The organism is Rhodobacteraceae bacterium M385, assembly GCA_025141835.1.
GTDB lineage: Bacteria > Pseudomonadota > Alphaproteobacteria > Rhodobacterales > Rhodobacteraceae > Gymnodinialimonas.
In genome coordinates this window covers 3,511,204-3,536,152 of the sequence record CP081102.1, presented here as the reverse complement: position 1 = coordinate 3,536,152, position 24,949 = coordinate 3,511,204, and the positions used below count along the sequence as shown (strand labels likewise).

The following is a 24,949-nucleotide window of genomic DNA, read 5'->3' as shown; positions in this document are numbered from 1 at the left end:
GCCCCTTCAGCGGTGACACCTTCAGGAGACACGTCCCATGTCCATCCCCCAATCCGGCGGCGGCCCCATCGAGCATTACAGCCAGCTGGCTGAATATCTGGCCGACGGCTGCAAGCCCAAAGCCGATTGGCGCATCGGGACCGAGCATGAGAAGTTTGGCTACTGCCGTGATACCCAGGTGCCGATTCCCTACGATGGCGAGCGGTCGGTGAAAGCGGTGCTGGAAGGGCTGCGGGACCGCTTCAACTGGTCCCCGGTGGTCGAGGGTGGCAACATCATCGGGCTGGAAAAAGACGGCGCGAATATCTCCCTGGAGCCCGGAGGCCAGTTGGAGCTTTCCGGGGCGCCGCTCGAAAATGTCCACCAAACCTGTGACGAGGTGAACGACCACCTGCGCCAAGTGCGTGAAGTGGCCGATATCATCGGCGTCGATTTCATCGGGCTGGGGGCGGCCCCGATCTGGCGACACGAAGATATGCCCCTGATGCCCAAGGGCCGCTACAAGCTGATGGACGGCTACATGCAGAAAGTCGGCACCATGGGCCGTACCATGATGCGCCGTACCTGCACCGTCCAAGTGAACCTCGACTTCGGGTCCGAGGCCGACATGATCCAGAAAATGCGCGTGGCTGTGGCCTTGCAGCCCATTGCAACGGCGCTTTTTGCCAACTCGCCCTTCCTCGATGGCAACCCCAACGGCCACAAATCCTGGCGCTCTCGCGTATGGCGTGACCTCGATGCCGACCGGACCGGCACCGTGCCCTTCATCTTTGATGAGGGCTTCGGGTTCGAGGCTTGGGTGGAATACGCCCTCGATGTGCCGATGTATTTCGTCTACCGCGATGGCCAATACGTGGATGCCCTCGGACAATCCTTCCGGGATTTCCTCAAAGGCGAACTCCCCGCGCTACCGGGCGAAAAACCCACCCTCAGCGATTGGGCCGACCACCTGACAACATTGTTCCCCGAAGCGCGCCTGAAGAAGTTCATCGAAATGCGCGGCGCCGATGGCGGCCCTTGGCGCAGGCTCTGCGCGCTGCCCGCCTTCTGGGTGGGCCTGATGTACGATCAAACGGCGCTCGATGCCGCTTGGGACCTCTGTAAAGGCTTCGATGCCGAAACCCGTGATGAGATGCGTATCCAAGCCTCTGTAGGCGGCCTTCAAGGCTTCGCGGGGGGCTACAAACTGCATGACCTCGCCCGAGAAGCCCTGTCCATCTCAGAAGCCGGCCTCAAAGCCCGCGCCATGCCCGGTGCCGGTGGCCTCGTCCCCGATGAAACGCACTTCCTCAATGCGCTCAAGGACTCGGTGGAAACCGGCCAAGTTCCAGCCGATGAATTGCTCGAGAAATACAAAGGCGAATGGGCAGGCGATCTTACCCGCATCTATGGCGAGTACTCCTACTAAACGCGCCGCTCCTCCATTCATCTTGGCGGGTACAACTCCCCCCGGAGGGTCCCCAACCTCCCCCTCATCATACCGCTGAGGGGGCGAGATACCTCAGCCCAACGCTCACGCCTTTTGGATTGAGGGAAGAACATGGCGTCGGTAATAGTCCTGAGCTTCCGCGCGGCGGGCCACCTCGGCTTGCACCCGCGCTTCCCCCTCTAACGCGCCTGCAAACGCCGGATGGGACGGGACCGGACGTTTGCGATCAGGGGCGCTATCGCCACCAAAGCGGTTGTTCCCGTAGGTGCCGGGCAGGCACATCAGAACAAAGAACCAAATCGCGCCAATAATTGGAATAAGCTGGATGAAATACCATGCGCCAGACCGATCCGTGTCGTGCAGCCTGCGGATCGTTACGGCTAGGCCCGGAAGCCAAAAGAAAAGCAGGTTCGCAGCCGCATAATAGCCCGCATAGTAGCGGTACTGCTCGACAATCGCCGGGTTCGCCGACCCGTAACGTTGGGCCTGTTGCATCTGGTTAGCCAGTTCCGGGTTGTTGATCGCGTAAAATCCAAGCGCGGCACCTGCGGCCATGCCTGCGATGATTGTCCACAGCATGAACCACCAGAACTCTGACCGCCGCGCGCGTCCAGAGAAGTGCAACATGTTGCCGTAGCAATGAATGACTGCCTTTGCGAAACCCATACCCATCGTCCCTTGGTACTAATCTGACTTTGGGCCATGTCATGGCGGCGAAATGTGCCAAGGATGCGGCAAACGCGGGACAATCTTTGGGGCATGGCCGCAAACGCAAAACGGCCCGCCGGGAAGGACGGGCCGTTTGTATTGGATAGAAGGGCTGTGGACTACACGGCCGCAGGTGTGTCGTAGGGGTCTTGACCGTAGTCGTTCGGGCCCACCGTGCCACGCTGAACGAACCAGTAGATATAGAGGATGATGCCGACGAGCGGGATCAGCACGATCAGGATCCACCAGCCGGATTTGCCGATGTCGTGCATCCGGCGCACAGCGACGGCGATGTTGGGGATCAGCAGGCCAAGGGTTGTGATGATGTAGAGGATAGGCATGCCAATTGCGCCGTCCACGATCTGCGCCACAACGCTGACGATCATGGCAAACAATGCCCACCACCAGAACTCGGAGCGCCGCGCGCGGCCCGAGAAGTTGGCGTAGTTAGCGAGGACGTGCTTAACAGCAGTCATGAAATCCATAGGGGTGTCCTTTCAGGGTCCGAACTTATCTTTGTGACGAAGGCGCGTTTGGGACGCAAAGGCGCATTGTGGCCCTCGTTCCAGCACACAATCGCGTGAGGGGCCCACAAAATCAACGAAATTTACCTAACGGTAAGGAAACCCGTAAGTCTCAGGTTTTCTTGCCAATACGTGGCTCTTGCCCGTTCACAAGGCGGATGATGTTGGCGTGGTGCCGAATGAAGATCAGTACAGCCAACGCAAGGCAGAACAAAGTCGCCGTTGGGAAACCTAATGCCCAAGCCGCCAACGGGCTTAGCGCCGCCGCCACCAGCGCCGCGAGCGACGAGATGCGGAACAAACCAGCGGTCACCGCCCAAGTGGCACAGGCGGCGACCCCGATGGGCCAGGCCAGGGCCAGCAACGTGCCCAAAAACGTCGCCACCCCTTTGCCGCCCCTGAAGCCCAGGAAAACTGGGAAGCAATGGCCCAAAAATGCGGCGAAACCAGCGAGTTGCGCCGCATCTTCCCCGACCAAGAACCGCGCCACCAAAACCGCAATCGCCCCCTTTCCGGCATCCAGAACCAAAGTCAGGAAGGCGGCGGGCTTGTTACCGGTGCGCAGAACGTTCGTCGCCCCGATATTGCCCGAACCGACACTGCGCAAATCCCCCAATCCAAAAAGCCGCGCCATCACAATGCCAAACGGTACCGACCCCAATAAATATGCGAGGAGGGCTGTAAGCCCGAGGAGGGGCAATGCGGTTTCGATCATCGGGATCATTTGCTTGCCTCAAACACGGTTTCGCCGCCCACAAGGGTGCGCAGCACCCGGCCCTGCATCCGCGCCGCATCAAACGGCGTATTCTTGGATTTCGATTGCAACGTCGTCCGGTCCAGTTGGAATGGCATGTCGGGATCGAACAAGATCAAATCCGCAGGCGCGCCCACCGCCATCCGGCCTGTGGGTTGCCCAAACCGCCGCGCGGGGTTGAAGGACAAGGCGCGGAACAGCTCTGGCAGGGTCAATTGCCCTGAATGCACCAGCCGCATGGCGGCGGGCAAAAGAGTTTCCAACCCCACCGCGCCCGAGGCCGCGACTTCAAACGGCAGGCGCTTGCTTTCTTCGTCCTGAGGCGTGTGCATGGAGCAGATGATATCAATCGTGCCGTCGCGCACGGCCTCCACCATCGCTTGGCGATCATCCTCGGAGCGCAGAGGCGGCTTCAGCTTAAAGAACGTCCGGTAGTCCGCTACGTCAAATTCGTTCAACGTCAGGTGGTGGATCGACACGCCCGCCGTTACGTCCAGCCCGGCCTTGGCGCGTGCCAGCGCGGGAAGGGCCGCGGCGGTCGATATCTGATCCGCGTGATAGGCCACGCCTGTCATCTCCACCAATGCAAGGTCACGCTCCAGCCCCATGCGTTCGGCCATCGGAGACACCGCCGGCAACCCCCGCAGAGAGGCGAATTTGCCCGAGGTCACAGCCGCCCCGTGGCTGAGCATAGGCTCCTGCGGGTGCCCGACAATCAACGCCCCTAGGGACCGCGCATAGGTCATGCAGCGGCTGAGCACTTTGGTGTTCTCGGTCACCGCATCGCCATCGGTAAAGGCCACCGCACCGGCATCGCGTAGAAAGCCGATCTCGACCATTTCACGACCCTCGCGGCCTCGGGTCAGCGCGGCCATGGGGGCCACGCGCACGGCCGAATGATCGCGGCCCCGGCGGGTCACGAAGTCCAGCACTTCGGGGGTGTCAATCGCGGTGGTCGTGTCGGGGCGGGTCACCATGGTGGTCACGCCACCGGCGGCGGCGGCAAGTCCTGCGGTGCGGAAGCTTTCTTTGTGGCGCTCGCCGGGTTCGCCCACTTTCACGCCAACATCCACGATCCCGGGCGCAAGGCAAAGCCCGCCGCAGTCAATCCCGCCAGCGCGCGTGCCTTCACCGATCTCGGCAATCAAGCCGTCTTCGATCCGTACCCAACCGAGCGTTTCTGTCCCCGCCTCGGGGTCAATCAACCGGGCGTTGTGAAAAAGCGCATTGGTCATAAAACGTGCCTGCCGTGCTGTGCCAGAGAGTGTGCCAGTGTGTGTGCAAGTGCGCCCATCAAGACCACCCCACAAAGAAAATGAGCGCCGCCAGAATGGCCATCCCGATCAACGCATAAAGCGCAAGAGGTGGACCCACCTCGTGGCGGGCCGGGGGCGCGGCGGTGGGCAGGGGCGTGACCTTTGCTTTTGGCAAGTCCGCCCCGTGATCGGCCCGCGCCAAGGCGAGGCTGGCGATCAAGTTGGCTTTCGGGCCGGGCGTGGCCGCAGCGGAAAGCGCCTTGTCGGGCACCAGCAAAACGGCCCCGTCCAAGGCATCAAGGCGCGTCACCGTGGCTGTGGGAATGGCAGCTTCGGGGGCGAAGGCAAGGCGGATATAATCGCTCAGCGCCATATCGCTTAGGTCGTTGATGGCAAACAGCTCGATTTCATCGGTGTCGATCGCCTCGACTCCAAGCCAGTCGGCCAGGGGCGGCAGAACGGCCACCTCCCCCTTCTGGCGTGTGAGGTGCGTATGAGAAACCGCGACCGGCTCATTCAGGGCGAAAACGTGAAGCATGCTCATGCTGCCGCCCTCCGCTCGCGGAGGTTTTCAGCGAGGATTTCCATTGCGGCCATACGCACGGCAACCCCCATTTCGACCTGCTCCTGAATCACGGATCGGTTGATGTCATCGGCCAGAAGTCCGTCAATCTCGACGCCCCGGTTCATTGGGCCGGGGTGCATGATGATAGCGTCATCCTTGGCCACGCTCAGCTTGGCGGCGTCGAGGCCGAAGCGGTGGTAGTATTCCCGCTCTGACGGGATAAACGCGCCGTCCATGCGCTCTTTTTGCAGGCGAAGCATCATCACAACGTCGCAGCCTGCAAGGCCGGTTTCCATATCGTCATAGACCTCTACCCCCCAATCACGCACGCCCGAAGGCATCAGAGTAGGCGGGCCGATAAGGCGAATGCGGTTTTCCATCTTGCCCAGAAGCATGATGTTGGACCGCGCCACCCGGCTATGGGCGATGTCGCCACAAATGGCGATGTTCAGGCGATGCAACCGCCCCTTGGCGCGGCGGATCGTCAGCGCATCCAGAAGCGCCTGCGTTGGGTGTTCGTGGCGGCCGTCGCCCGCGTTCAGCACCGCACAATTCACCTTGTCGGCCAGCAGCTTCACCGCGCCGGAATGCGGATGGCGCACAACCAGAAGATCCGGGTGCATGGCGTTCAGGGTCAGGGCGGTGTCGATCAGCGTTTCGCCCTTCTTCACGCTGCTGGTCTGCATTGCCATGTTCATTACATCGGCCCCAAGGCGCTTTCCGGCGATCTCGAAGCTAGCTTGGGTGCGGGTCGAGTTCTCGAAGAACATATTGATCTGGGTAAGCCCCTTGAGCGGCGCACCATGGTCGCGCGCGCCCCGCTCGGCCTCAGCATGGAGGTCGGCACGATCAAGCAATGTGGTGATTTCCAGCTGAGACAGCTCTTCAATGCCCAGAAGATGTTGCTTGTTGAATGTCATCGGCACGCCCTTTTGGTTTGTCCGCTTATAGGGGGGGCATGGGCGAGGCGGCAAGTATTAGGGCCGGGTGATTGTGGCGGTAATCCTGTCCGCGTTCCGCATCTGGTGGCGGTATTTGTAAAGGTGGCGGCCGACGCGCACCATGTAGCCGGTCAGCAGCCCACTATCGACGACGATCCGATCGGCCCAAATCGCGCCGCCCTCGGTCGGCGTGACGGTGAGCGTGTGGTCCCATTGGCGGATCGCTCGACCCTGTTCGCGCGACTGCATGATCCGTTCCGCTGGGTCGAGGCGCTCCACATGGATCTTGTATTGCGGGTTATGCATCCAGCCCCAAACCGTGACGTAGGTTTGATAGCTCTCGTTCGCCTCAAAAGCGCCGTCCGGCAGGCCCTGGTAGGTGGCAAGGCCGCGGGTCGCCGCGACCATGCCCGGAATGCTGATGGCTTCGGAAAACACCTGATCCGCCGCGCGCGGGTAAAAGGCGGAGACGGTGAGGATGCGAGCTGTTTTCATGGGCCGTGCTTGGCAGAGCGGTGGCGGCGCTGGCAAGAAGACGCAGCGGGCGCGGGGCATATAGAGCCGGGGCGTTGCCGATCCGGCCTACCTAAAACGATAGAATCGCAGCGTTGTCAGAGCGTTTCCACGGAGATAGAGACATTGCGCCCCCGGCGGCGGCGATGGCTTGCCTTGTGGATATGGCGGGTCAGCGCCCCGATGATTCTACCCGGCGGCGGGCCCGGAAGCTCGATCCGGTCGGTCCAAAGGCTCCCGCCGCTGTCGGGCGTGATGTGGGTTGTGTAGCGGGCGCTCGGCGCGTCAGGCGCTTGAACAGTAGTCAACTCGCAAACGCGGGCGATGGGGTCAATGCGGGTGCAGGTCACGCGTGTCTCGGGCATCCGCAGGAAGGTCCAAAGGACGGGGGTGAAGCTGTAGGATTGCCCCTCAAAGACGGTGCCACGGGGCATGCCGTGGTAATCTACCAACCCCCGCAGATCGCGGTGCAAAGCGTCAAAGCTTAGCGCGTCGGCGAAAACGGCGTCCGGGGTGCCAGCGTAATGGGCGGTCACGGTCAATAGGCGCATGGCTAAGATATGCGCCCCCTTTCCGCCGCTGCCAATCCCGAATAGCCTAGGCATCATGTTGGATGCGCATAACATGGACAGCTGGGGCTATTGGGATTCGCTTGCCGCGTTGGAGTGGCAGGTGGAACTGGGCGCGGATGAAGCGATGCTGGACGATCCGCTTGACCGCTTCGATCTGCCCGCCCCCGTCGCCATGCCCAAGCCCGAGGGGCGCAAAGCCCCCACCGGTGCCCCGACGCCCGCCGCGCTCGCAAGGCAGGCCGCGCCCAAGGTCGATGCCGTGGCCATTGCCCGGCAGATGGCGGAAGCCGCAGACACCTTGGAGGCGTTGCAAACGGCCATGGCCGGGTTCGAGCATTGCCAGTTGAGGCGCGGCGCACGCAACCTTGTGTTTGGGGAAGGCGCCCCCTCGGCCCGCGTGATGGTGGTGGGAGAGGCCCCAACCCGTGACGAAGATACGCAAGGCAAACCCTTTGTCGGTGCAGAGGGTGCGCTGTTTGACAAGATGTTCGCGGCCATCGGTCTGGACCGTGCGAAAGAAGGGGCGGAGGGCGTCTACGTCGCCAACATCCTGCCGTGGCGCCCGCCCCAGAATCGAGAGCCGGCGCCCGAAGAACTGGCGATGATGGCCCCGTTCATACAGCGCCATATCGCGCTGGTCGCGCCCGATGTCCTTGTGGTGATGGGCAATGATGCCTGCGCGGGCCTGTTGGGGCGGCGTGGTGTGTCGCGGATGCGCGGAAATTGGGCAGAGGTGGCTGGAACGCCAGCTCTGCCGATGTATCGGCCCGGATTTTTGCTACGCAACCCCGCCGCCAAGCGAGAGGCTTGGGCAGATCTTCTGGCGATCAAGGCGCGGCTGGCGTGAGGGTAACCTGCCCTCCTCGGCCTATTCTAGGCCTCCTCGCAGATGGCCGTTCCGACCCCTTACTGACCATGGATCTCTGATGTCGAACCTTGATCTTTCCCGTGATTTCATCGCCTGCCGTATCGCTGTTCTTGCCGTTAGCGATACGCGCACCTTGGCCGAGGACACTTCGGGCGATTTACTGGCGCAACGGCTGACGGAGGCGGGCCACCGCTTGGCCGCTCGCCAGATGCTGCGTGATGACCGCGCCGCAATTGCCGAGCAGTTGCGCGAATGGTGCGCGGACCCACAGATTGACGTGATCCTGACCACAGGCGGCACCGGATTGACCGGGCGCGATGTGACCGTTGAGGCGCACCGGGACGTCTACGAGAAAGAAATCGAGGCCTTTGGCACCGTATTCACCCATGTATCCATGGCAAAAATCGGCACATCGGCGGTGCAATCGCGGGCCACGGGCGGCGTGTCGAACGGCACCTATTTGTTCGCATTGCCGGGAAGCCGGGGGGCTTGCGCGGATGCTTGGGATGAAATTCTTGTGAAGCAACTCGACTATCGGCATCGTCCCTGCAACTTTGTTGAGATTATGCCAAGACTAGATGAACATAAGCGGCGCAAGTGATGCGGACCTCTTGGTTGCGCCGTGGGTTGCGACAGTTTTTTAAATTCAAGGATAGTAAATGCGGTTTCTCACTCGTGCTTTGATCGGTCTTTTCCTGACGGCCTGCACGGTGGGCCTTTTCGCATTGGCCGGCAGCATTACCTACGGCGCATTGCAGACCCGCTGGGCGGATGAGGGGCGCCCCCCTCCGTCGCGTGAACGGGTCTTTGCGGCAGAGGTGGCCCCCTTGGTGTTTGGGGAGGAAACCCCGATCCTGACAGCCTTTGGCGAAATCAGATCGCGACGCACGTTGGAACTTCGCGCGCCCGCTGAAGGCACGGTGATCGAGCTGGCCGATGGGTTTGAAGAAGGCGGCGCTGTCACCGCAGGGCAGCTTTTGCTGCGGATTGATCCGGCGGAAGCGCAATCCGCCCGTGACACAGCGGCCACCGATCTGCGTGATGCCGAGAATGAACTGGCAGAAGCGACCCGCGCCTTGGAACTGGCCGAGGAAGAGGTCGCCGCCGCGCGGATGCAGGCTGAAATTCGCAGCCGCGCCTTGATCCGGGCCAGCGATTTGCTGGAGCGTGGCGTAGGCTCTGCCGCCGCGGTGGAAACGGCGGAACTGGCCGATGCCACGGCGCGTCAGCAAATCCTGTCGCAACGCCGCGCCTTAGCGGTGGCAGAGGCGCGGGTCGATAACGCCGATACGGCGCTGGACCGCCGTCGGATCGCCTTGGCCGAGGCCGAGCGGCGCTTGGCGCAAACGGAGCTGCGGGCAGAGTTTAGCGGCGTGTTGACCGAAGTGGACGCCGCCTCAGGCCGCTTGGTGAACCGCAACGAACGCCTTGCCGCGCTGATCGACGCCGATGCGCTTGAGGTCGCTTTCAGGATCTCGACCGCGCAATATATCCGCCTTCTGAATGAGGAAGGCGCGTTGACCCAACGCCCGGTGCGCGTGATTTTGGATGTCTTTGGTCTGGATGTGCAGGCCAGTGCCACTCTGACCCGTGAAAGCGGCGCGGTAGAGGAAGGACAATCAGGTCGTCTGCTGTTCGCCCGCCTTGAGATGCCAAGGGGCCTGCGCGTGGGGGATTTCGTACGGGTAGAGGTGGACGAGCCGACCTTGCCCCGCGTGGCACGCCTGCCCGCGGCTGCCCTTGGGTCCGACGGGCAAATCCTGCTTTTGGGCGAAGACAATGTGCTAGAGGCGGTCGATGTCACTTTGATGAGCCGCCAAGGCGACACGGTCCTTATTCGCGGTGAACAGGGTGCAGGCCCGTTGCAAGGCCGCGATGTGGTGCTGGCGCGTACACCGGTTCTGGGGGCGGGCATCCGCGTGAACCCGATCCGCCCCGACGCCGCTGACGCCCCCGAGGTGCCTGATACCATCGCCCTCGATCCAGACCGCCGCGCCCGCCTGATTGCCTTTGTGGAAAGCAACGGCTTTATCCCCGCCGATGTCCGCGAAAGGATGCTGCGCCAACTGGCCGAGGAAGAGGTGCCAACCCGCATGGTCAACCGCCTCGAAGCGCGGATGGGCAGCTGATATGCGCAATCTTCCCCCTTCGGCTGGCGGCATCCTAAGCTACTTTACCCGGCATCGAACGGCGGCAAATCTTGTCTTGGTGATGATGGTCGTGGCAGGCCTTGCGGCTCTGCCTCAGATGCGGGCGCAGTTCTTCCCCGATGTGGTTTCGGACGACATCACGATTGTCACGACATGGGACGGGGCAGGGGCCGAAGATGTCGATACCGCCATCGTCGCGGTGCTGGAACCGGCCTTGCTTCTGGTGCCGGGCGTCGCGGGAACGTCCGCCTCGTCCCGCGAAGGGCGCGCAACGATCACCTTGGAGTTCGACCCGGGCTGGGACATGTCCCGTGCCGCTGATGAGGTTCAACAAGCCCTCGATGCGGTCACGGATCTTCCCGACGATGCCGACGAAGGCTCGATCAGGCGAGGGAATTGGTTTGACCGGGTCACCGACGTTGTCATCACCGGCCCCGTGGCCACCGAGCAGTTGGGGCGCTTCGCCGATGAATTTGTCACCCGCCTGTTCGAGGCGGGAGTGACCAACACGACGATCCGTGGCGTCGCCGCCCCAGAGACGTTGGTGATTGTGCCCTCGGCCAACCTGATCCGCTACGATGTGTCGATGGCCGAGATTGCCAGCGTCATTGCCGACGCCGCCGACACCGCACCCGCAGGCGACGTGGACGCTGCTAACGCACGGGTTCGCACCGGCAGCGAAGCGCGCAGCGCCGAGCAGATCGCCGCGTTGACCCTGCGTACCAATGATGATGGCTCCGTGCTGACCATCGCAGACGTTGCCGTGATCGAAGTCAACGGCATCGACAGGGACCGCGCCTATTTCGTGGGCGAAGACCCGGCCATCGTGATCCGCGTCAACCGATCCGAGGCGGGCGACGCTTTGGCCATCCAAGCCGATGTGGAACGCGTTGCTGCCGCGCTAGAGGCAACCTTGCCCACCGGCACGCAGATTGACCTGATCAACACACGGGCCGAGGCAATCTCTGGCCGCCTGAACATCCTTCTTGATAACGCGCTCATGGGGCTCGGCCTCGTGATCGCGCTGCTGTTTCTGTTCCTGAACGCGCGCACCGCGTTTTGGGTGGCGATGGGCATCCCCGTTGCCATGACAGCCGCCATTGCGCTTATGTTCATCGCGGGCATCACCATCAACATGATCTCGCTTTTCGCGCTGATTATCACCCTCGGCATCGTGGTGGATGACGCCATCGTTGTGGGTGAACATGCCGATTACCGTGCTCGCCACTTGGGGGAACCTCCGGTCGTTGCCGCCGAAAACGCCGCCCGCCGCATGGCCGCACCGGTGTTCTCGGCCACGCTAACCACTGTCCTTGCCTTCACCGGCCTCGTGGCCGTTGGGGGCCGGTTTGGCGATCTGATCTCGGACATTCCCTTCACCGTGATCGTGGTGCTCTTGGCGAGCCTAGTGGAATGTTTTCTGATCCTGCCAAATCACATGTCCCATGCCTTGGCTCATTCCGCGCAATCCCACTGGTACGATCTGCCGTCGCGTGTGGTGAATGGGGGTTTCGACTGGATGAAGCGAGTGTTGTTCCGCCCCCTGATGCGTTTCGTGGTCTGGGCGAGGTATCCGGTTATCGCCGGGGTGATTGTGCTTTTGTCCACCCAAACGGCGCAATTCATCCGGGGCGATGTGATCTTCCGCTTCTTCAGCGCGCCGGAAACTGGCAGTGTCACGGCGAATTTCGCCATGGTTGATGGTGCAAGCCGCGAAGACAGCCTTCAGCAGATGCTAGAAATGCAACGCGCCGCCGAAGCCGTCGGTGCCGCGTTTGAGGCCGAGCATGGGGTGAACCCACTGGCCTATGTTCTGGCAGAAATCGGCGGCAATTCGGGCCGTCAATTGGGCGGGACCGAAAACAAAAGTACCGACCTTCTGGGTGCTCTGTCGATCGAGCTGATTTCAGCCGACCTGCGCCCCTATTCCAGCTTCGCTTTCGCCAGTGCGATGCAGGACGAGGTGCGCCAATTGCCCTTGACTGAAACTCTGGCGTTTCGCGGTGGCCGTGGCGGACCCGGCGGCGATGCAATCGACGTGCAGATCTTCGGGGCTTCCACCGATGTGCTGAAATCCGCGTCCCAAGCCCTGCAAAGCGCCTTGGCGGTGTTTGCCGAGGTCTCGGGGCTAGAGGATTCGATGGCATACGATCGCGAAGAACTGCTGCTGGAACTCACCCCACAGGGCGAAGCGCTGGGTTTCCAGATCGCAAACCTCGGCCGCACCCTTCGCAACCGACTGGGTGGGGTCGAGGCCGCGACTTACCCCGATGGCCCCCGCACCGCGTCGATCCGCGTTGAACTGCCCGACGGCGAGCTGACCGCAGATTTCCTCGACCGGACGCTGCTGCGCTCGGACAGCGGCCAGTATGTGCCGCTTGCCGATATTGTCACCGTGGCCACCCGTCAGGGGTTTTCCACGATCCAGCGTGAAAACGGCGTGCGGTTGATCTCGGTTATGGGCGACCTGTCCGAGGATGACCCCGCCCGCGCCGAGGCCGTGATGGCCGAACTGCGTGAGGTCATCATCCCCCAGATCGAGGAATCCTTCGGCGTCGCCACCCGCCTTTCCGGCTTGGCCGAGGATGAAGACGCCTTCCTCACCGATGCCATGACAGGTTTCATCCTGTGCCTCATCGGTATCTATCTGGTGCTGGCCTGGATCTTCGCCTCTTGGGCGCGGCCCTTGGTGGTGATGTCGATTATTCCCTTCGGGCTGGTGGGAACGATCTTCGGGCATGTGGCTTGGGATGTGCCGCTGAGCATGTTCACAGTCGTGGGCCTGATCGGGATGACGGGGATCATCATCAATGATTCCATCGTCTTGGTCACCACCGTCGATGAATACGCCGAGAAACGCGGCCTGTTTCCGGCCATCGTGGATGGCGCCTGCGACCGCCTGCGCCCGGTCCTTCTGACGACGCTGACGACCGTTCTGGGCCTGATGCCGCTGCTTTGGGAAACCTCCCAAGACGCGCAATTCCTCAAACCTACGGTGATTACCTTGGTCTACGGCTTGGGCTTCGGCATGGTGATCGTGCTTCTGGTGGTGCCAGCGCTTCTGGCCATCGGGCAAGACGTCGGCCAGCAGATGCGTGGCTTCCGCCGGGCGCTGCACGCGCGTGCCCATAGCCCCGCCACAACCTTTGCGTTCTGTGCCCTCACGCTGGCAACCGCGGCGATCTTCTCGGTCACCCTGGGGGCGTTTATCGCCCAAGGCGCCATGTGGCGTCCGCTTGCTCCCTATGCCTCCTCAGCCCCCATGGCCTTCGGCGTCTTCATCCTCACAACCGCCGTGCTCTGTGCCATCGGGCTCATCCTTAGCCTGATCGCCACCACCCTGCGCAAGCCGCGCAAACGCGCCGCATCGGCCTAGCCCCTTCATCTTTTCAAAAATATCGCAGGGAGTTTGAGGGGCTGGCCCCTCAATTCTTCCCTCTCACCCAGTGCAACGATCCAACTCAATCGCCATCCGGCTGCCAATAACCGTGATCCGCAAGTCACCCCGGTTCATCGCAAAGGGCCCGTGATCGGCTGGTACAACGTCCGCCGCTCCAGTCAGCCAACCGCCCTGCCGCTGCACCGACGCCTCCGACACCCAGATCATCGGATCTCGGTGCTCTACCACCAGCGCCTCATCATTTCCGGTATCTGGCACCTGTGCTCGAACGGTGACCCTCAGGCCATCGGCGATCGGCTCTATGGCACAAGTTACAGCACCCGCGCCCGCCTCACGCGCCGTGAACGGCCGGTCAGACAACGCCGCCGCAATCGCGCCATCCCTTGATGTTTCGACCGGCAAGAGCCCCGCCAGATCGACCGAGATCGGCATGCAAACGTCCTGGCACACACCCAAATCCAACCGTCCGGCGACCTGCGCCACACCTTCTGTGGTCAGCGAAAATTCAACCGGCAAAATCACGTCACCTTCATAGCCGATGGATCGCAATCCGTTCGAGTAGAACACCCTCGGCCGGGGCCAATGCATCGCCATGCCAGCCACTCCGTCAGCCTGCGTCAGGCGCAACACGGTCGGCACTCCGCCGTCACCCGGCGCGCGCCAATAGGTCTTCCACCCCGGCGCCAAGCGGATGCGGATCGCGGCCATGTGGCGGTCGCCCTCCAGTCGGTAACCGGGCATCAGGCTCACCTCCACCACGTCATCGGCGGAAAAGTACTGCGCCGAAGCGGGGAAAGCTGCCAACACCCCAAGGGCTGCGGCGCAAAGGAAACGGATCATATGTGTCATGCAATCTGACCTAGGAACTCGCCGTTGAAATGAAAAGTCACGTTCACGCGACGCGCAACCGCGAAAGGCGATTGATTGAAGCCGGCAACAGGCCCATGCTGAGGATATGACCATGCCCGACCTCTCACACGATCTCACAGGCAAACTGCTCATCGCAATGCCCGGAATGCAAGATCCGCGCTTTGCCGGCGCGGTGATTTTCCTGTGTATCCACTCCCCCGATCAAGCCATGGGCCTGATGATCAACAAGCCGATGGAGGAGGTCACTTTCAAAGAACTGATGGAACAACTCGATATCCCCAAGCGCGGCGCGGCCCCGACTGTGCCCGTCTGCTTTGGTGGCCCGGTTGAGATGCGGCGTGGCTTTGTGTTGCACTCCCCCGACTACGCCCCTCGTGGGGAAGAGGCGCTGCGGGTCGATCATCGCTTCGCCATGACAGGCACCCTCGATATCCTCGAAGACATCGCCGGCGGGTGTGGGCCCATGCGGTCGCTTCTGGTGCTCGGTTACGCCGGTTGGGGCGAAGGCCAGCTAGAGGCCGAGATTTCACGCAACGATTGGCTTACCGCCGATGCGACGCCCGAACTGGTTTTTGATTTGGCGATGGGCAAAAAGTGGGACGCTGCCGTGCAAAGCCTTGGCATCAATCCCCTGATGCTCTCGTCCGAGGCAGGGCACGCCTAAGCCTTTCCCCTACGTCGCCGCCCGCCGCAAACGATCATTAATCGCCCGTCCCAATCCGACCTCTGGCACGTCGGACACCCGGATCACGTATGCGCCCTTGGCCACTGCACGCGTGTCCGCGGCGTGGAGCGTAGCGAACAGCCGCGAGGCGGCCTCAACGAGGTCGCCGCGCTTGGAGAGCGTGAAATCCCCCGGCATCGCCCCAAACCCGATCGTCACCTCATCCGGCGCGGCAGCGCCCCCCAACACAACCTTAGTGCGCGGCGCATAATGGCGCTCCATCTGCCCCGGTGCCTCCACGCGTCCCGGCGTCAGATCCGCTGTGACCGGGCCAACCACTTCCTCCACTGCCTCTCGCGAAATGCCGCCCTCTCGCAGCAGCCGCACACCGTCCGGGCCGGGGGCTAGAATCGTCGATTCCAACCCTACGCCGCAGGCCCCGCCATCCAGCACCGCCTCTACCCTGTCGCCCAAACCTGCCACAACATGCTCTGCCAATGTCGGGCTGATCTGCCCTGACGGATTGGCCGAGGGCGCCGCAATCGGGCCGCCAAATTCTGCCAGTACGGCGCGGGCCAACGGATGGGCGGGCACGCGGATCGCCAATGTCTCCAACCCGCCCGAAACAAGATCGGCCACGTGCCCCTTGGAGGGCACCACAAGTGTCATCGGGCCGGGCCAGAACGCCTCCGCCAAGGTCAGCGCCGTGTCGGAGAAACCGCCCAGTTCCATCGCCGCCTCCAGAGATGAGACATGCACTATCAGGGGGTTGAACGTGGGGCGGCCCTTGGCCTCGAATATCCGCGCCACCGCCCGGTTGTTGCGGGCGTCGGCGGCAAGGCCATAGACCGTCTCGGTCGGCAGGGCCAATAGCCCGCCGTCACGCAACACCTCTGCGGCGCGCGCGATGCCCGCGACATTTTCGTGCAACATTTCGGGTTTAGGGCGGGACATCTCGTGACGTAACGTTGAAGTTGCTGAACCAATTGCCGAGGCTCCATTGTTTGCCTCAACACGATAACGGCCCTAGCGCGAAACGCATCCGCGCGCAAATGGCCCCGCCCCCCGGGAGATCCCAGACATGACCTATCGCGCCCCCGTTTCTGACATCAGCTTCTGCCTCGATCACATTGTCGGGTTTGACCGCCTGCAAGCCGACCCCACGTTTGAGGACGCCACAAGCGACGTGGTTCAGGCAATCCTGACGGAAGCGGGCCGCATCTGCGAAGAGGTCATCGCCCCCCTCAATCGCGGCGGCGACCTGACGCCCGCTCGGTTGGAGAACGGCGTCGTGCGCACCTCTCCCGGTTTCGCCGACGGCTACAAGGCGATTGCTGACGCGGGTTTTCTGGCGATATCGGCCGGACAGGATCATGGCGGCATGGGCCTGCCCCTGACGGTGACCACCGCCGTGAATGAAATGATCGGTAGCGCCTGCCTGTCGCTTGAGTTGAACCCCCTGATGACCCAGGGCCAGATTGAGGCGTTGGAGCATCACGCCTCGGACGAGATCAAGGACCTCTACCTGCCCAAGCTGACCACTGGCGAATGGTGCGGCACGATGAACCTGACGGAACCTCAGGCCGGATCGGACGTGGGCGCATTGTCGTCCAAGGCGGAACCCAATGGCGACGGCACCTATGCGGTGTCGGGCCAGAAAATCTACATTTCCTGGGGCGACCACGACATGGCCGAAAACATCGTCCATCTGGTCCTTGCCCGCCTTCCCGGCGCGCCCAAAGGCACCAAGGGCATCAGCCTGTTCCTTGTGCCGAAGAAAATCCCCGACGAAAACGGCAACCCCGGTGTCGCCAACACCCTGAGCGTAGTGAGCCTGGAACATAAGTTGGGTCTTCACGGCTCCCCCACCTGCGTCATGCAGTATGATGGCGCGCGGGGCTGGCTGATCGGCGAGGAAAACAAAGGTATGGCCGCCATGTTCACGATGATGAACAACGCCCGCCTTGGGGTGGGTGTGCAGGGCCTGTCGATTGCCGAGGCCGCCTATCAACACGCGCTGGCCTTCGCCCAAGAACGCAAGCAGGGCCGCAGCCCGGTGGAAGGCGGCACAGGCACGATCCTTGACCACGCCGACGTGCGCCGGATGCTGATCGAGATGAAGGCCGAAGTTTTTGCCGCTCGCGCCATGGCGCTGGATCTGGCCGTGGCGTTGGACCTTGCCAAAACCGGCGACACCGCCGCCGCTGCCCGCGCGGCGTTCCTGACCCCGATCACCAAGACCTACGGCACCGAGATGGGGATCAAACTGGCTAACATGGGCATTCAGGTTCACGGCGGCATGGGCGTGATCGAGGAAACCGGCGCAGCCCAATTTGCCCGCGACGTGCGTGTCACCGCGATTTACGAAGGCACCAACGGCATCCAGGCCATGGACCTTGTGGGCCGCAAGCTGATGGATGGCGGCGCGGCGGCCTTTGCCTTGCTTGATGAGATCGAGGCCGCAGGCGATCCCGCCGTGACCGCGATGGCGCAAGAGCTTCGCAAGACGACGACGCATCTTCTCGGCCTCGACATGAATGACCGTTTCGGGGGGGCTGTGCCTTACCTGATGGCATTTGCCCGTGTGTTGGGCGCACATTACCACGCCAAAGCAGCCGCGACGGGCGACAAGACCCGCCAAAGCCTTGCAAAGTTCCACCTTTCGCGCCTTCTGCCCGACGCGCACGGCCTGTTGGCGCAGGCGCAATGTGGGGCCGATGGGCTCTATGACCTGAGCGCTGATGAGCTGGCTGCCTAGATATGGCCGCACAGGGCTTCACGTGGTTGGCAGGCAAAGCTGGCGACGTGAAGCTCTTCCATCACGGCAAGTTGGCCACCACCTTGCGGGGGCGAAAAGCGCAGGCCTTCCTTGACCTTACTGCCGCTGGCGACGAGGGTGCGGCACAACTCGAAGCGGCGCGACTGACGGGTAATTACAAGCGCGGCAACGAACGGCTTTCCAAAGGACACGCACGCAATGCCTGATGGTAGTTTGAACCCAATTCGCACCCCTTTCCCCGATGCCCCATCCGAGGGCGAGGCCATTGAGGTTGCCGACGGCATCCTTTGGCTGCGCATTCCCCTGCCGATGGTTCTGGACCATGTGAACGCCTACGCCCTTCGCGATGCCGATGGTTGGACGGTTATTGATACCGGTGTGAACTCCAAGCGCACCAAGGCACTGTGGGAAACGATATTTGCGGGCCCCTTGGGCGGTGTTCCGGTGACCCGGCTGATCGTCACCCACCACCACCCCGATCATGTGGGCCTTGCCGGGTGGTTCCAGAACCGGGGCGCGGAGCTGCATATGACGCGCACCGCGTGGTTGTTCTCGCGCATGTTGACGCTTGATGAGCAGACGCAGGCCACCGACGAGCAGGTGCAATTCTGGATCAACGCGGGCATGTCCGCCGAAGTGCTGGCAGAACGTCGCGCAGAGCGGCCGTTCAACTTTGCCGACATGGTCCACCCCATGCCCTTGGGGTTCGAGCGTCTGCACGAGGGGGGCACAATCGAGATGGGCGGGCGCACCTGGGACATTCGCTTCGGCCACGGCCACGCGCCCGATCACGCGACATTCTGGAGCCGCGACGAGGAAATCGTTATCGGCGGCGACCAATTGCTGGCCACAATTTCCCCCAATATCGGCGTTTACGCGACCGAGCCCGAGGCCGACCCCTTGGGCGATTGGATGGCTGCTTGCGAGGCGTTGCAACCCCACGCCCGTGAAAGCCAATTGGTGCTGCCCGGACACAAGTTGCCCTTCACCGGCTTGCCCGCACGAATGCGGCAGTTGATCGACAATCACCACAGGGCCTTGGCGCGTCTGCGCGATCATATCGAAAAAGGCCCCTGTAGCGCGGCAGAGTGTTTTCCGGCGCTGTTCAAGCGCAAGATTGATGGCGGCACCTACGGATTGGCGCTGGTCGAAGCGGTGGCGCATCTGAACCACCTGCATCAGCTAGGGCAAATAACCCGGGCGCGGCGCGATGATGGGGCATGGGTCTACGCGCTGGCCTAGCGCGACATCGCGGCATTGAGACACGCTTGACCGGGGCTGACACGCCGCGCGTTCTGCGGTATTTCGGGCGCAACAGAATTTAGAAATCTCCGATCCAAGGAACCCAACATGGCCGATCAAGACGACTACAAGCACGGCGAAATGGACATCAGCGCACAGGAAAAAGCGTTTGATGGCTTCATGAGAATGTCCACGAACGTAGGAATTTTCTGCATCGTTGTGGTGATTTTCCTGGCGATCTTCGCAACATGATCGGGGCGATGCGGATTGCCTTTGCGGGCCTTCTGGCGCTGACGCTGGGAGGCTGTGTCGGGGAATCCGTATGGGCACCGGACGAAGAAGTCGCCCGCGCAACCTATGTCGCGCCGGGCCCTGCGACGGTGACCCTGATCACCTCGATCAATACGCACAGCAATTCCGGCGCCCATTCCGGGTTACTGATTGATGGTGCGCAACGGTTGTTGTTTGACCCCGCTGGAAGCTGGCACAACCCCGGCGTGCCAGAGCGAAATGACGTGCTGTTTGGCATGTCGCCCGCCTATCTGGATATGTACATGGCGTTTCAGTCCAACGGCGTGTTCGAAGTGCGGACACAGACCGTTGAGGTTTCCGCCGAGGTGGCGCAGCAATTGAGCCACGCCGTGCAAAGCTATGGTGCTGTGGCGCCCGCCTATTGCTCTCGGTCCATCTCCGAGATTTTGGGAAACACGCCGGGGTTCACCTCGATCCGGCAGACGTTTTTCCCGATGAATACGATGGAACAATTCGCGCAGATTCCCGGTGTGCAAGACGCAACGATCGTCGGCACGACCGGCGATGAGGATGACGCCAGCGATGCGGTTCTGGCGGCGCAACTGGCGAACTAGCCTTCTGCGTCTTTTCGTAGGACGAACAAAGAAAAACCCCCGTCAGGCGTGGCCTGCGGGGGTTTTTCAATTCTTAACGATTCGCATGTGCGACCGACGCGGGGCTACTTAGAGCATCCCTTCGCGCTGGAGCTTTTTGCGCGCCAGTTTGCGGGCACGACGGATTGCTTCCGCCTTCTCGCGTGCGCGTTTCTCCGAGGGTTTTTCGTAATGCTGCTTGAGCTTCATTTCACGAAAGACGCCTTCGCGCTGAAGTTTTTTCTTCAGAGCACGGAGCGCTTGATCGACATTGTTGTCGCGAACACTGACCTGCATGTGGTGTCACCACCTTTCTAGGTTAGAATTGCAAGGATCTGCAGGAAGTGGCGCTATAGCAATTGCCCTCTATCTTGTCTAGCCAAGGGATAAGGAGACCGCGAATGACCGATATGAGTGATGCCATCCTCGACGCCGCCCGCCTGCACGTGCCTTTCGACGGCTGGTCGCAGGTGACTTTTGAAGCCTCTGCCCATGATGCGGGTGTATCCATTGCCGACGCGCGGGCGCTTTTCCCGCGCGGGGCCGTTGACCTGGCGATGGCGTTCCATCGCCGCGCGGACCGGGCCTTGGCTGAGGCCTTGGCGGGTGCCGATCTGGGCGCCATGCGGTTTCGCGACAGGGTCACATTTGCGGTGAAGCGGCGGTTGGAACTGGTCGCAGCAGATAAAGAGACCGTGCGCCGGGGGGCGACGTTGTTTGCCTTGCCGATCCATGCTGCCGACGGGGCCAAGCTGATGTGGGAAACCGCTGATGTGATCTGGACCGGATTGGGGGACAGCAGCCGGGATTTGAACTGGTACACCAAGCGCGCAACGCTGGCGGGAGTATATTCGGCCACGGTCCTGTTTTGGCTGGGAGATCAATCCGAGGGCCACGGGGCCAGCTGGGAATTTCTGGATCGACGCATTGGCGATGTGATGAAGATTGAAGAGATCAAAGCGAAGGTGCGCGGATCGGCCCTGATGAAGCCGTTTGCCGCCGGGCTCGACCGCTTCGCGGCCGCTGTGCGCGCGCCGCGCGGGGCGGAGCAAGATGATTTGCCGGGCCGCTGGACGCCTCCGGCGTAGACCCGCCCTTTGGGCGGCGGGGGCGCCTTCGGCGCAATATGAACGATGCAAAACGAGGGATGGAAATGGCAGACATGATGCGGGCTGTTGAGATTGCGAAACCCGGCGGGCCGCACGTGCTGCGCCTGTGTGAGCGTCCGATTCCGTCGCCGGGGGCGGAACAGATCTTGATTGCGGTGGACCATGCGGGGGTGAACCGCCCCGATGCGTTGCAACGGGCGGGCAGCTATGCACCGCCGCCGGGGGCGTCTGATTTGCCGGGCTTGGAATGTTCGGGCCGGGTGGCCGCCGTTGGTCCCGGCGTGACGCGGTGGGCTGTGGGTGATGCGGTCTGTGCGTTATTGCCGGGCGGCGGCTATGCCGAGCAGGTCGTGACCCACCAAGACCACGCACTGCCGGTGCCCGAGGGCCTGTCGATGGCCCAAGCCGCGGCTTTGCCGGAGACGTTTTTCACGGTTTGGAGCAACGTATTTATGCGCGCGGGTCTGAGGGCCGGGCAGAGGTTTCTCGTTCATGGCGGATCGAGCGGGATCGGCACGACAGCGATCCAGTTGGCGCGTGTTTTTGGGGCGAGAGTGTTCACCACGGCGGGCTCTGCCGAGAAATGCGCGGCTTGCGAGGCTCTGGGAGCCGAACAGGCGATTAACTATCGCGACGCGGATTTCGTGGCGGCCATGAAGGACGTGGGCGGGGCGGATGTGATCCTGGATATGGTGGGCGGGGAATACCTGCCGCGCAACGTCAAGGCTTTGGCCGATGACGGGCATTTGCAGCAGATTGCGTTCTTGCAGGGGCCGAAGGTGGAGCTGAATTTCGCGCAATTGATGGTGCGACGGCTGACGATTTCGGGCTCGACCCTGCGGCCACAGTCAGACGGGGCGAAGGCGAAAATTGCCGCTGAGTTGCGCGACAAGGTATGGCCTTTGTTGGTGGCGGGAAGGGTCGCTCCGGTGATGGATCAGGCCTTTGCGTTCGAGAAGGCGGATGAGGCCCATAGGCGGATGGAATCCAGCGCTCACATTGGAAAGATTGTGTTGAAGGTCGCTTGAACGGCCCTTGGGGCGGACGGTGGTCTGCCAAAGGTTGGGTTAGGTGGCTTTGGCAGAGTGCGGGATCCCTCCGGGGGGAGTTGTACGGCCAAGGTGAATGGGGCGGTGCGGCCTGCGCTCAGGGCGCGTCGAAGACATGCCAACCGGCCATGTAACGGGTGGCGGCAGTGACGATGCAAACCGCAGAGAAGCCCCATGCGATCCAGACGAAAGCGGAGGGAAATAGGCAGAAGGCGGCAAAGATGGCGATGGTTTCTGCCCCCTCGGCCAAGCCGCCCAGGTAGTAGATGCCCTTGGAGGGGTAGTCGGTTGCTTGCAGGCCGCGCCGTTCCGCGATGATCGAATAGGCGAGGAACGAGGTGCCCGTGAGGACAAAGCAGGCGATCAGGACCGCACCGGGTAGGCCATTGATCGCGGGATTTGCGAAGATGAAGCCGATGGGGAAGGCGGCGTAGAAGACGAAATCCAGGGCGATATCCAGAAACGCTCCGCGATCGGTGGGTGTGGTCAGGCGGGCAACGGCGCCGTCCAGACCATCGGCCAAGCGGTTTAGGGCCAGGCCCAAAAGAGCCAGGGGGTAGATCTCGAAGGCGGCAGCAAGTGCGGCCAGCAGGCCGATGCCACATCCAATCAGCGTGATCTGATCGGCGCGTACGCCACGGGCCACCAGCCACCGGGCGGGGGGCTGCATCAGCATACGCTGCAAGGGCAAGAGGCGGGCATCGATCATGGGGGCGTCATGGCTTGGAGAGGCATTCCGGTCAATGCACAGGTTTGTTAGCGGGGGCGTCGCTGCCATAATAAAACCGCGAGAAGGCAGGGCAGGCAGCCGATTGCAGAGAGGGCCTGCAACGTGCCGATTGGGCCAAGGGCGGGCAGCATCCCAAGCCCCACCAGCGGCGCCAGAGCCGAGACGCTAAGGATGGGCAGGGCCAAGCGGGCCATCGTGGCAGGATAGGCCGCCGGGCCGAACAACGCCAAAGGCACGGTGCCCCGCGCAATCGTCCAAAGACCCAAGCCCATGCCGTAGATTATGAGACACAGGGCAGCGGGCGCGTGGAACGACAGGGCGCCAAGGCCGCCCGCGACGCAAAAGGTGGAGACGACCATAGTTGTCAGCGGCGAATGACGCCCGCCACCCAACATCTCGACCAAGCGGGCGCCCACCTGGGAAGGCCCGATCACCGCCCCCAAAGCTGCCGCTTGGGCGAGGTCATAGCCACTGGCCACCAGAAGCCGGGGCAGGTGGAGGGCCACGGTCGAGAAGATGAACACAAGGCACACGCCCGCCAAGGCAATGGCGCAAAGGCGCGGATCACGCCAAGGGATTGGGGCAACGGAAGGGGCGTCGTCCTCGGCTGTTGCGGGCGGTGACGTGGCCCGAGGCAAGCCGAAGCGGCAGAGCGGCAGGGTCACGGCAAGGTGCAAAACGGCGTAGGTTGCGCAGGTGCCGCGCCAGCCCCAAGCCTCGACCAGCAGGGCGGAAAGCGGCCAGCAGAGCGTGGCGCTGAACCCGCCCACAAGGGTCAGCGCGGTAATAGCCCGCCGCGCCTCTCCCCCGAAAATCTGCGACAGGGTGGAGAAGGCGGCTTCGTACAAAGTGGCGGCCATGGCAGCGCCGATCACGACCCACGCAAATAGGTAGACCGGTAGGTTTGGGGCAAGCGCGAGCAGGAAGAGCCCTATGCTCAACAGTATCACCCCGGCGGACATGACGGACCGCCCCCCGTGCCGGTTGATCGCGCGGCCCACCGGACCAGCCGCCAAAGCCGAGGCCAGAAGCGCAAGAGAGATGCCGCCGGTCACGGCATAGGCGCTCCACCCCGTGTCTTGGGTGATGGGCGGGGCAAGGATCGCCAGAAGGTAGAAAGAGCTACCCCATGTGAGGATTTGAACCGATCCAAGAACTGCGGCCAGAACCCGGTGGTTTGGGGCGGGGGGCATCGGTGACCTCACTCAAGCCCATCAATCAGCGCGGTCAGCCCGCTTAGGTCGGGGAGCTCGTGGAATTTCGGATGCCCTTCAGGTGTTTCAGCATGTTCCAGCGCCCAAGTGACCCCATGGGGCACGTAGACCGCATGAGCCCCTACATCGAGTGCGGGGCGGATATCGGATTTCAACGAATTACCCACCATCATCGCGTGCTTTGGCCCCTTGCCGTGGATCGAAAAAGCGTGATCATAGGTGGCAGGGTGCTTCTCGGACACGATCTCGACGGCGGCGAACAAATCGCCCAAGCCGCTGGCGGCCAGCTTCTGCTCCTGATGCAAAAGGTCGCCCTTCGTGATCAAAACCAATGGATATCGGTCCGTTAACCGACCCAGAGTTTCTTCCACATAGGGCAGCAAGTGGATTGGGTGGCGCAGCATTTCCTGGCCCATCTCAAGTATCTGACTGATGACACGGCCTTCAACGCGCCCGTCAGTCACCGCAACCGCGGTTTCGATCATCGAAAGCATGAAGCCTTTAATTCCAAAGCCATAATGCCCGATATTCTGAACCTCAAACTCCAACAAGCGTTCGCGCAGGTGGGTATCTTCGGCGTAATCGGCCAGTAATTCGGCGAACCTGTCTTCGGTCAAACGAAAGAAACTTTCGTTCTGCCAAAGCGTATCATCGGCATCAAAACCGATCACGCTTAACCCTTCGCCCATATCAACCTCTTTTCGGAATCGATTGCAGTCTTATATACT

General features: G+C 62.2%; 27 protein-coding genes. 13 read left to right on the top strand and 14 right to left on the bottom strand.

Going from position 1 to position 24,949, the window contains the following annotated elements; translation table 11 throughout:
- The first annotated feature begins 37 nt into the window (after positions 1 to 37).
- A complete protein-coding gene (locus K3728_17325) occupies positions 38 to 1,408 on the top strand; it encodes a glutamate--cysteine ligase (GenBank protein UWQ95414.1) in 1,371 nt (456 codons plus the stop codon).
- Positions 1,409 to 1,513: 105 nt separating this feature from the next.
- Here the strand turns inward: K3728_17325 and K3728_17320 are convergent, their stop codons facing one another.
- From K3728_17320 to K3728_17285, 8 genes are all read right to left on the bottom strand, one after another.
- Complete coding sequence (locus K3728_17320; protein ID UWQ95413.1) at positions 1,514 to 2,095, bottom strand: DUF805 domain-containing protein; 582 nt, start codon at positions 2,093 to 2,095, stop codon at positions 1,514 to 1,516.
- Positions 2,096 to 2,256: 161 nt separating this feature from the next.
- On the bottom strand, positions 2,257 to 2,622 hold the full coding sequence (locus tag K3728_17315; GenBank protein UWQ95412.1) for a DUF805 domain-containing protein: 366 nt from the start codon (positions 2,620 to 2,622) through the stop codon (positions 2,257 to 2,259).
- A gap of 151 nt (positions 2,623 to 2,773) precedes the next feature.
- Positions 2,774 to 3,382 (bottom strand): glycerol-3-phosphate 1-O-acyltransferase PlsY, encoded by a 609-nt coding sequence (gene plsY / locus K3728_17310; protein ID UWQ97607.1) that lies wholly within the window; start codon positions 3,380 to 3,382, stop codon positions 2,774 to 2,776.
- Positions 3,382 to 4,650 carry a dihydroorotase gene (gene pyrC / locus K3728_17305; GenBank protein ID UWQ95411.1) on the bottom strand — a complete coding sequence of 423 codons (1,269 nt, stop codon included), beginning with the start codon at positions 4,648 to 4,650 and terminating at the stop codon, positions 3,382 to 3,384. Before pyrC ends, plsY begins: the two co-directional genes overlap by 1 nt.
- Before the next feature lie 58 nt (positions 4,651 to 4,708).
- On the bottom strand, positions 4,709 to 5,215 hold the full coding sequence (locus K3728_17300) for a hypothetical protein (protein UWQ95410.1): 507 nt from the start codon (positions 5,213 to 5,215) through the stop codon (positions 4,709 to 4,711).
- Positions 5,212 to 6,156, bottom strand: coding sequence for an aspartate carbamoyltransferase catalytic subunit (locus K3728_17295; GenBank protein ID UWQ95409.1), 945 nt, complete (start codon positions 6,154 to 6,156; stop codon positions 5,212 to 5,214). Before K3728_17295 ends, K3728_17300 begins: the two co-directional genes overlap by 4 nt.
- A gap of 57 nt (positions 6,157 to 6,213) precedes the next feature.
- Positions 6,214 to 6,672 (bottom strand): hypothetical protein, encoded by a 459-nt coding sequence (locus tag K3728_17290; GenBank protein ID UWQ95408.1) that lies wholly within the window; start codon positions 6,670 to 6,672, stop codon positions 6,214 to 6,216.
- A 116-nt stretch (positions 6,673 to 6,788) separates the two neighbouring features.
- Positions 6,789 to 7,241: a hypothetical protein gene (locus K3728_17285; GenBank protein UWQ95407.1), complete on the bottom strand. Its 453-nt coding sequence runs from the start codon at positions 7,239 to 7,241 to the stop codon at positions 6,789 to 6,791.
- Positions 7,242 to 7,314: 73 nt separating this feature from the next.
- Between K3728_17285 and K3728_17280 the strand changes: the two genes are divergently transcribed.
- From K3728_17280 to K3728_17265, 4 genes are all read left to right on the top strand, one after another.
- The gene (locus K3728_17280) at positions 7,315 to 8,109 is read left to right on the top strand and encodes a uracil-DNA glycosylase (protein ID UWQ97606.1); all 795 of its coding nucleotides are present in this window, start codon (positions 7,315 to 7,317) and stop codon (positions 8,107 to 8,109) included.
- A gap of 79 nt (positions 8,110 to 8,188) precedes the next feature.
- Positions 8,189 to 8,731, top strand: coding sequence for a molybdenum cofactor biosynthesis protein B (gene moaB, locus K3728_17275; protein ID UWQ95406.1), 543 nt, complete (start codon positions 8,189 to 8,191; stop codon positions 8,729 to 8,731).
- Between the two features lie 58 nt (positions 8,732 to 8,789).
- On the top strand, positions 8,790 to 10,259 hold the full coding sequence (locus K3728_17270) for an HlyD family efflux transporter periplasmic adaptor subunit (protein UWQ95405.1): 1,470 nt from the start codon (positions 8,790 to 8,792) through the stop codon (positions 10,257 to 10,259).
- Between the two features lies 1 nt (position 10,260).
- Positions 10,261 to 13,656 (top strand): efflux RND transporter permease subunit, encoded by a 3,396-nt coding sequence (locus tag K3728_17265; GenBank protein UWQ95404.1) that lies wholly within the window; start codon positions 10,261 to 10,263, stop codon positions 13,654 to 13,656.
- A 63-nt stretch (positions 13,657 to 13,719) separates the two neighbouring features.
- On the opposite strand, the gene K3728_17260 is transcribed toward K3728_17265, so the two are convergent.
- Positions 13,720 to 14,529, bottom strand: a complete 810-nt coding sequence (locus K3728_17260; GenBank protein ID UWQ95403.1) for a hypothetical protein — start codon at positions 14,527 to 14,529, stop codon at positions 13,720 to 13,722.
- Positions 14,530 to 14,635: 106 nt separating this feature from the next.
- Here K3728_17260 and K3728_17255 point away from each other — a divergent pair, with 106 nt between their 5' ends.
- The gene (locus K3728_17255) at positions 14,636 to 15,214 is read left to right on the top strand and encodes a YqgE/AlgH family protein (protein UWQ95402.1); all 579 of its coding nucleotides are present in this window, start codon (positions 14,636 to 14,638) and stop codon (positions 15,212 to 15,214) included.
- 9 nt (positions 15,215 to 15,223) lie between these two features.
- On the opposite strand, the gene K3728_17250 is transcribed toward K3728_17255, so the two are convergent.
- The gene (locus K3728_17250) at positions 15,224 to 16,168 is read right to left on the bottom strand and encodes a threonylcarbamoyl-AMP synthase (protein ID UWQ95401.1); all 945 of its coding nucleotides are present in this window, start codon (positions 16,166 to 16,168) and stop codon (positions 15,224 to 15,226) included.
- 127 nt (positions 16,169 to 16,295) lie between these two features.
- Here K3728_17250 and K3728_17245 point away from each other — a divergent pair, with 127 nt between their 5' ends.
- The 5 genes from K3728_17245 to K3728_17225 all read left to right on the top strand — a co-directional run bounded on the left by K3728_17245 (position 16,296) and on the right by K3728_17225 (position 20,101).
- Positions 16,296 to 17,972: an acyl-CoA dehydrogenase gene (locus K3728_17245; protein ID UWQ95400.1), complete on the top strand. Its 1,677-nt coding sequence runs from the start codon at positions 16,296 to 16,298 to the stop codon at positions 17,970 to 17,972.
- A 2-nt stretch (positions 17,973 to 17,974) separates the two neighbouring features.
- The gene (locus K3728_17240) at positions 17,975 to 18,199 is read left to right on the top strand and encodes a hypothetical protein (GenBank protein UWQ95399.1); all 225 of its coding nucleotides are present in this window, start codon (positions 17,975 to 17,977) and stop codon (positions 18,197 to 18,199) included.
- Entirely contained in the window at positions 18,192 to 19,235 is a 1,044-nt protein-coding gene (locus K3728_17235; GenBank protein UWQ95398.1) for an MBL fold metallo-hydrolase, read from the top strand. The genes K3728_17240 and K3728_17235 overlap by 8 nt, the downstream gene beginning before the upstream one ends.
- Positions 19,236 to 19,343: 108 nt before the next feature.
- Positions 19,344 to 19,487, top strand: a complete 144-nt coding sequence (locus K3728_17230) for an aa3-type cytochrome c oxidase subunit IV (GenBank protein ID UWQ95397.1) — start codon at positions 19,344 to 19,346, stop codon at positions 19,485 to 19,487.
- On the top strand, positions 19,484 to 20,101 hold the full coding sequence (locus K3728_17225; GenBank protein ID UWQ95396.1) for a hypothetical protein: 618 nt from the start codon (positions 19,484 to 19,486) through the stop codon (positions 20,099 to 20,101). Before K3728_17230 ends, K3728_17225 begins: the two co-directional genes overlap by 4 nt.
- Positions 20,102 to 20,209: 108 nt before the next feature.
- Here K3728_17225 and rpsU read toward each other — a convergent pair whose 3' ends face one another.
- Positions 20,210 to 20,416: a 30S ribosomal protein S21 gene (rpsU, locus tag K3728_17220; protein UWQ95395.1), complete on the bottom strand. Its 207-nt coding sequence runs from the start codon at positions 20,414 to 20,416 to the stop codon at positions 20,210 to 20,212.
- Between the two features lie 104 nt (positions 20,417 to 20,520).
- Here rpsU and K3728_17215 point away from each other — a divergent pair, with 104 nt between their 5' ends.
- Positions 20,521 to 21,207 (top strand): COQ9 family protein, encoded by a 687-nt coding sequence (locus tag K3728_17215; protein UWQ95394.1) that lies wholly within the window; start codon positions 20,521 to 20,523, stop codon positions 21,205 to 21,207.
- Between the two features lie 65 nt (positions 21,208 to 21,272).
- Complete coding sequence (locus K3728_17210) at positions 21,273 to 22,256, top strand: NAD(P)H-quinone oxidoreductase (protein UWQ97605.1); 984 nt, start codon at positions 21,273 to 21,275, stop codon at positions 22,254 to 22,256.
- Between the two features lie 118 nt (positions 22,257 to 22,374).
- Here K3728_17210 and K3728_17205 read toward each other — a convergent pair whose 3' ends face one another.
- Genes K3728_17205 through K3728_17195 form a run of 3 tightly spaced genes read right to left on the bottom strand, consistent with a single transcriptional unit; the run spans position 22,375 to position 24,910 of the window.
- On the bottom strand, positions 22,375 to 22,986 hold the full coding sequence (locus K3728_17205) for a CDP-alcohol phosphatidyltransferase family protein (protein ID UWQ95393.1): 612 nt from the start codon (positions 22,984 to 22,986) through the stop codon (positions 22,375 to 22,377).
- Between the two features lie 47 nt (positions 22,987 to 23,033).
- Positions 23,034 to 24,200: an MFS transporter gene (locus K3728_17200; GenBank protein ID UWQ95392.1), complete on the bottom strand. Its 1,167-nt coding sequence runs from the start codon at positions 24,198 to 24,200 to the stop codon at positions 23,034 to 23,036.
- Positions 24,201 to 24,208: 8 nt separating this feature from the next.
- The gene (locus K3728_17195; protein ID UWQ95391.1) at positions 24,209 to 24,910 is read right to left on the bottom strand and encodes an HAD family hydrolase; all 702 of its coding nucleotides are present in this window, start codon (positions 24,908 to 24,910) and stop codon (positions 24,209 to 24,211) included.
- Between the last annotated feature and the right edge of the window lie 39 nt (positions 24,911 to 24,949).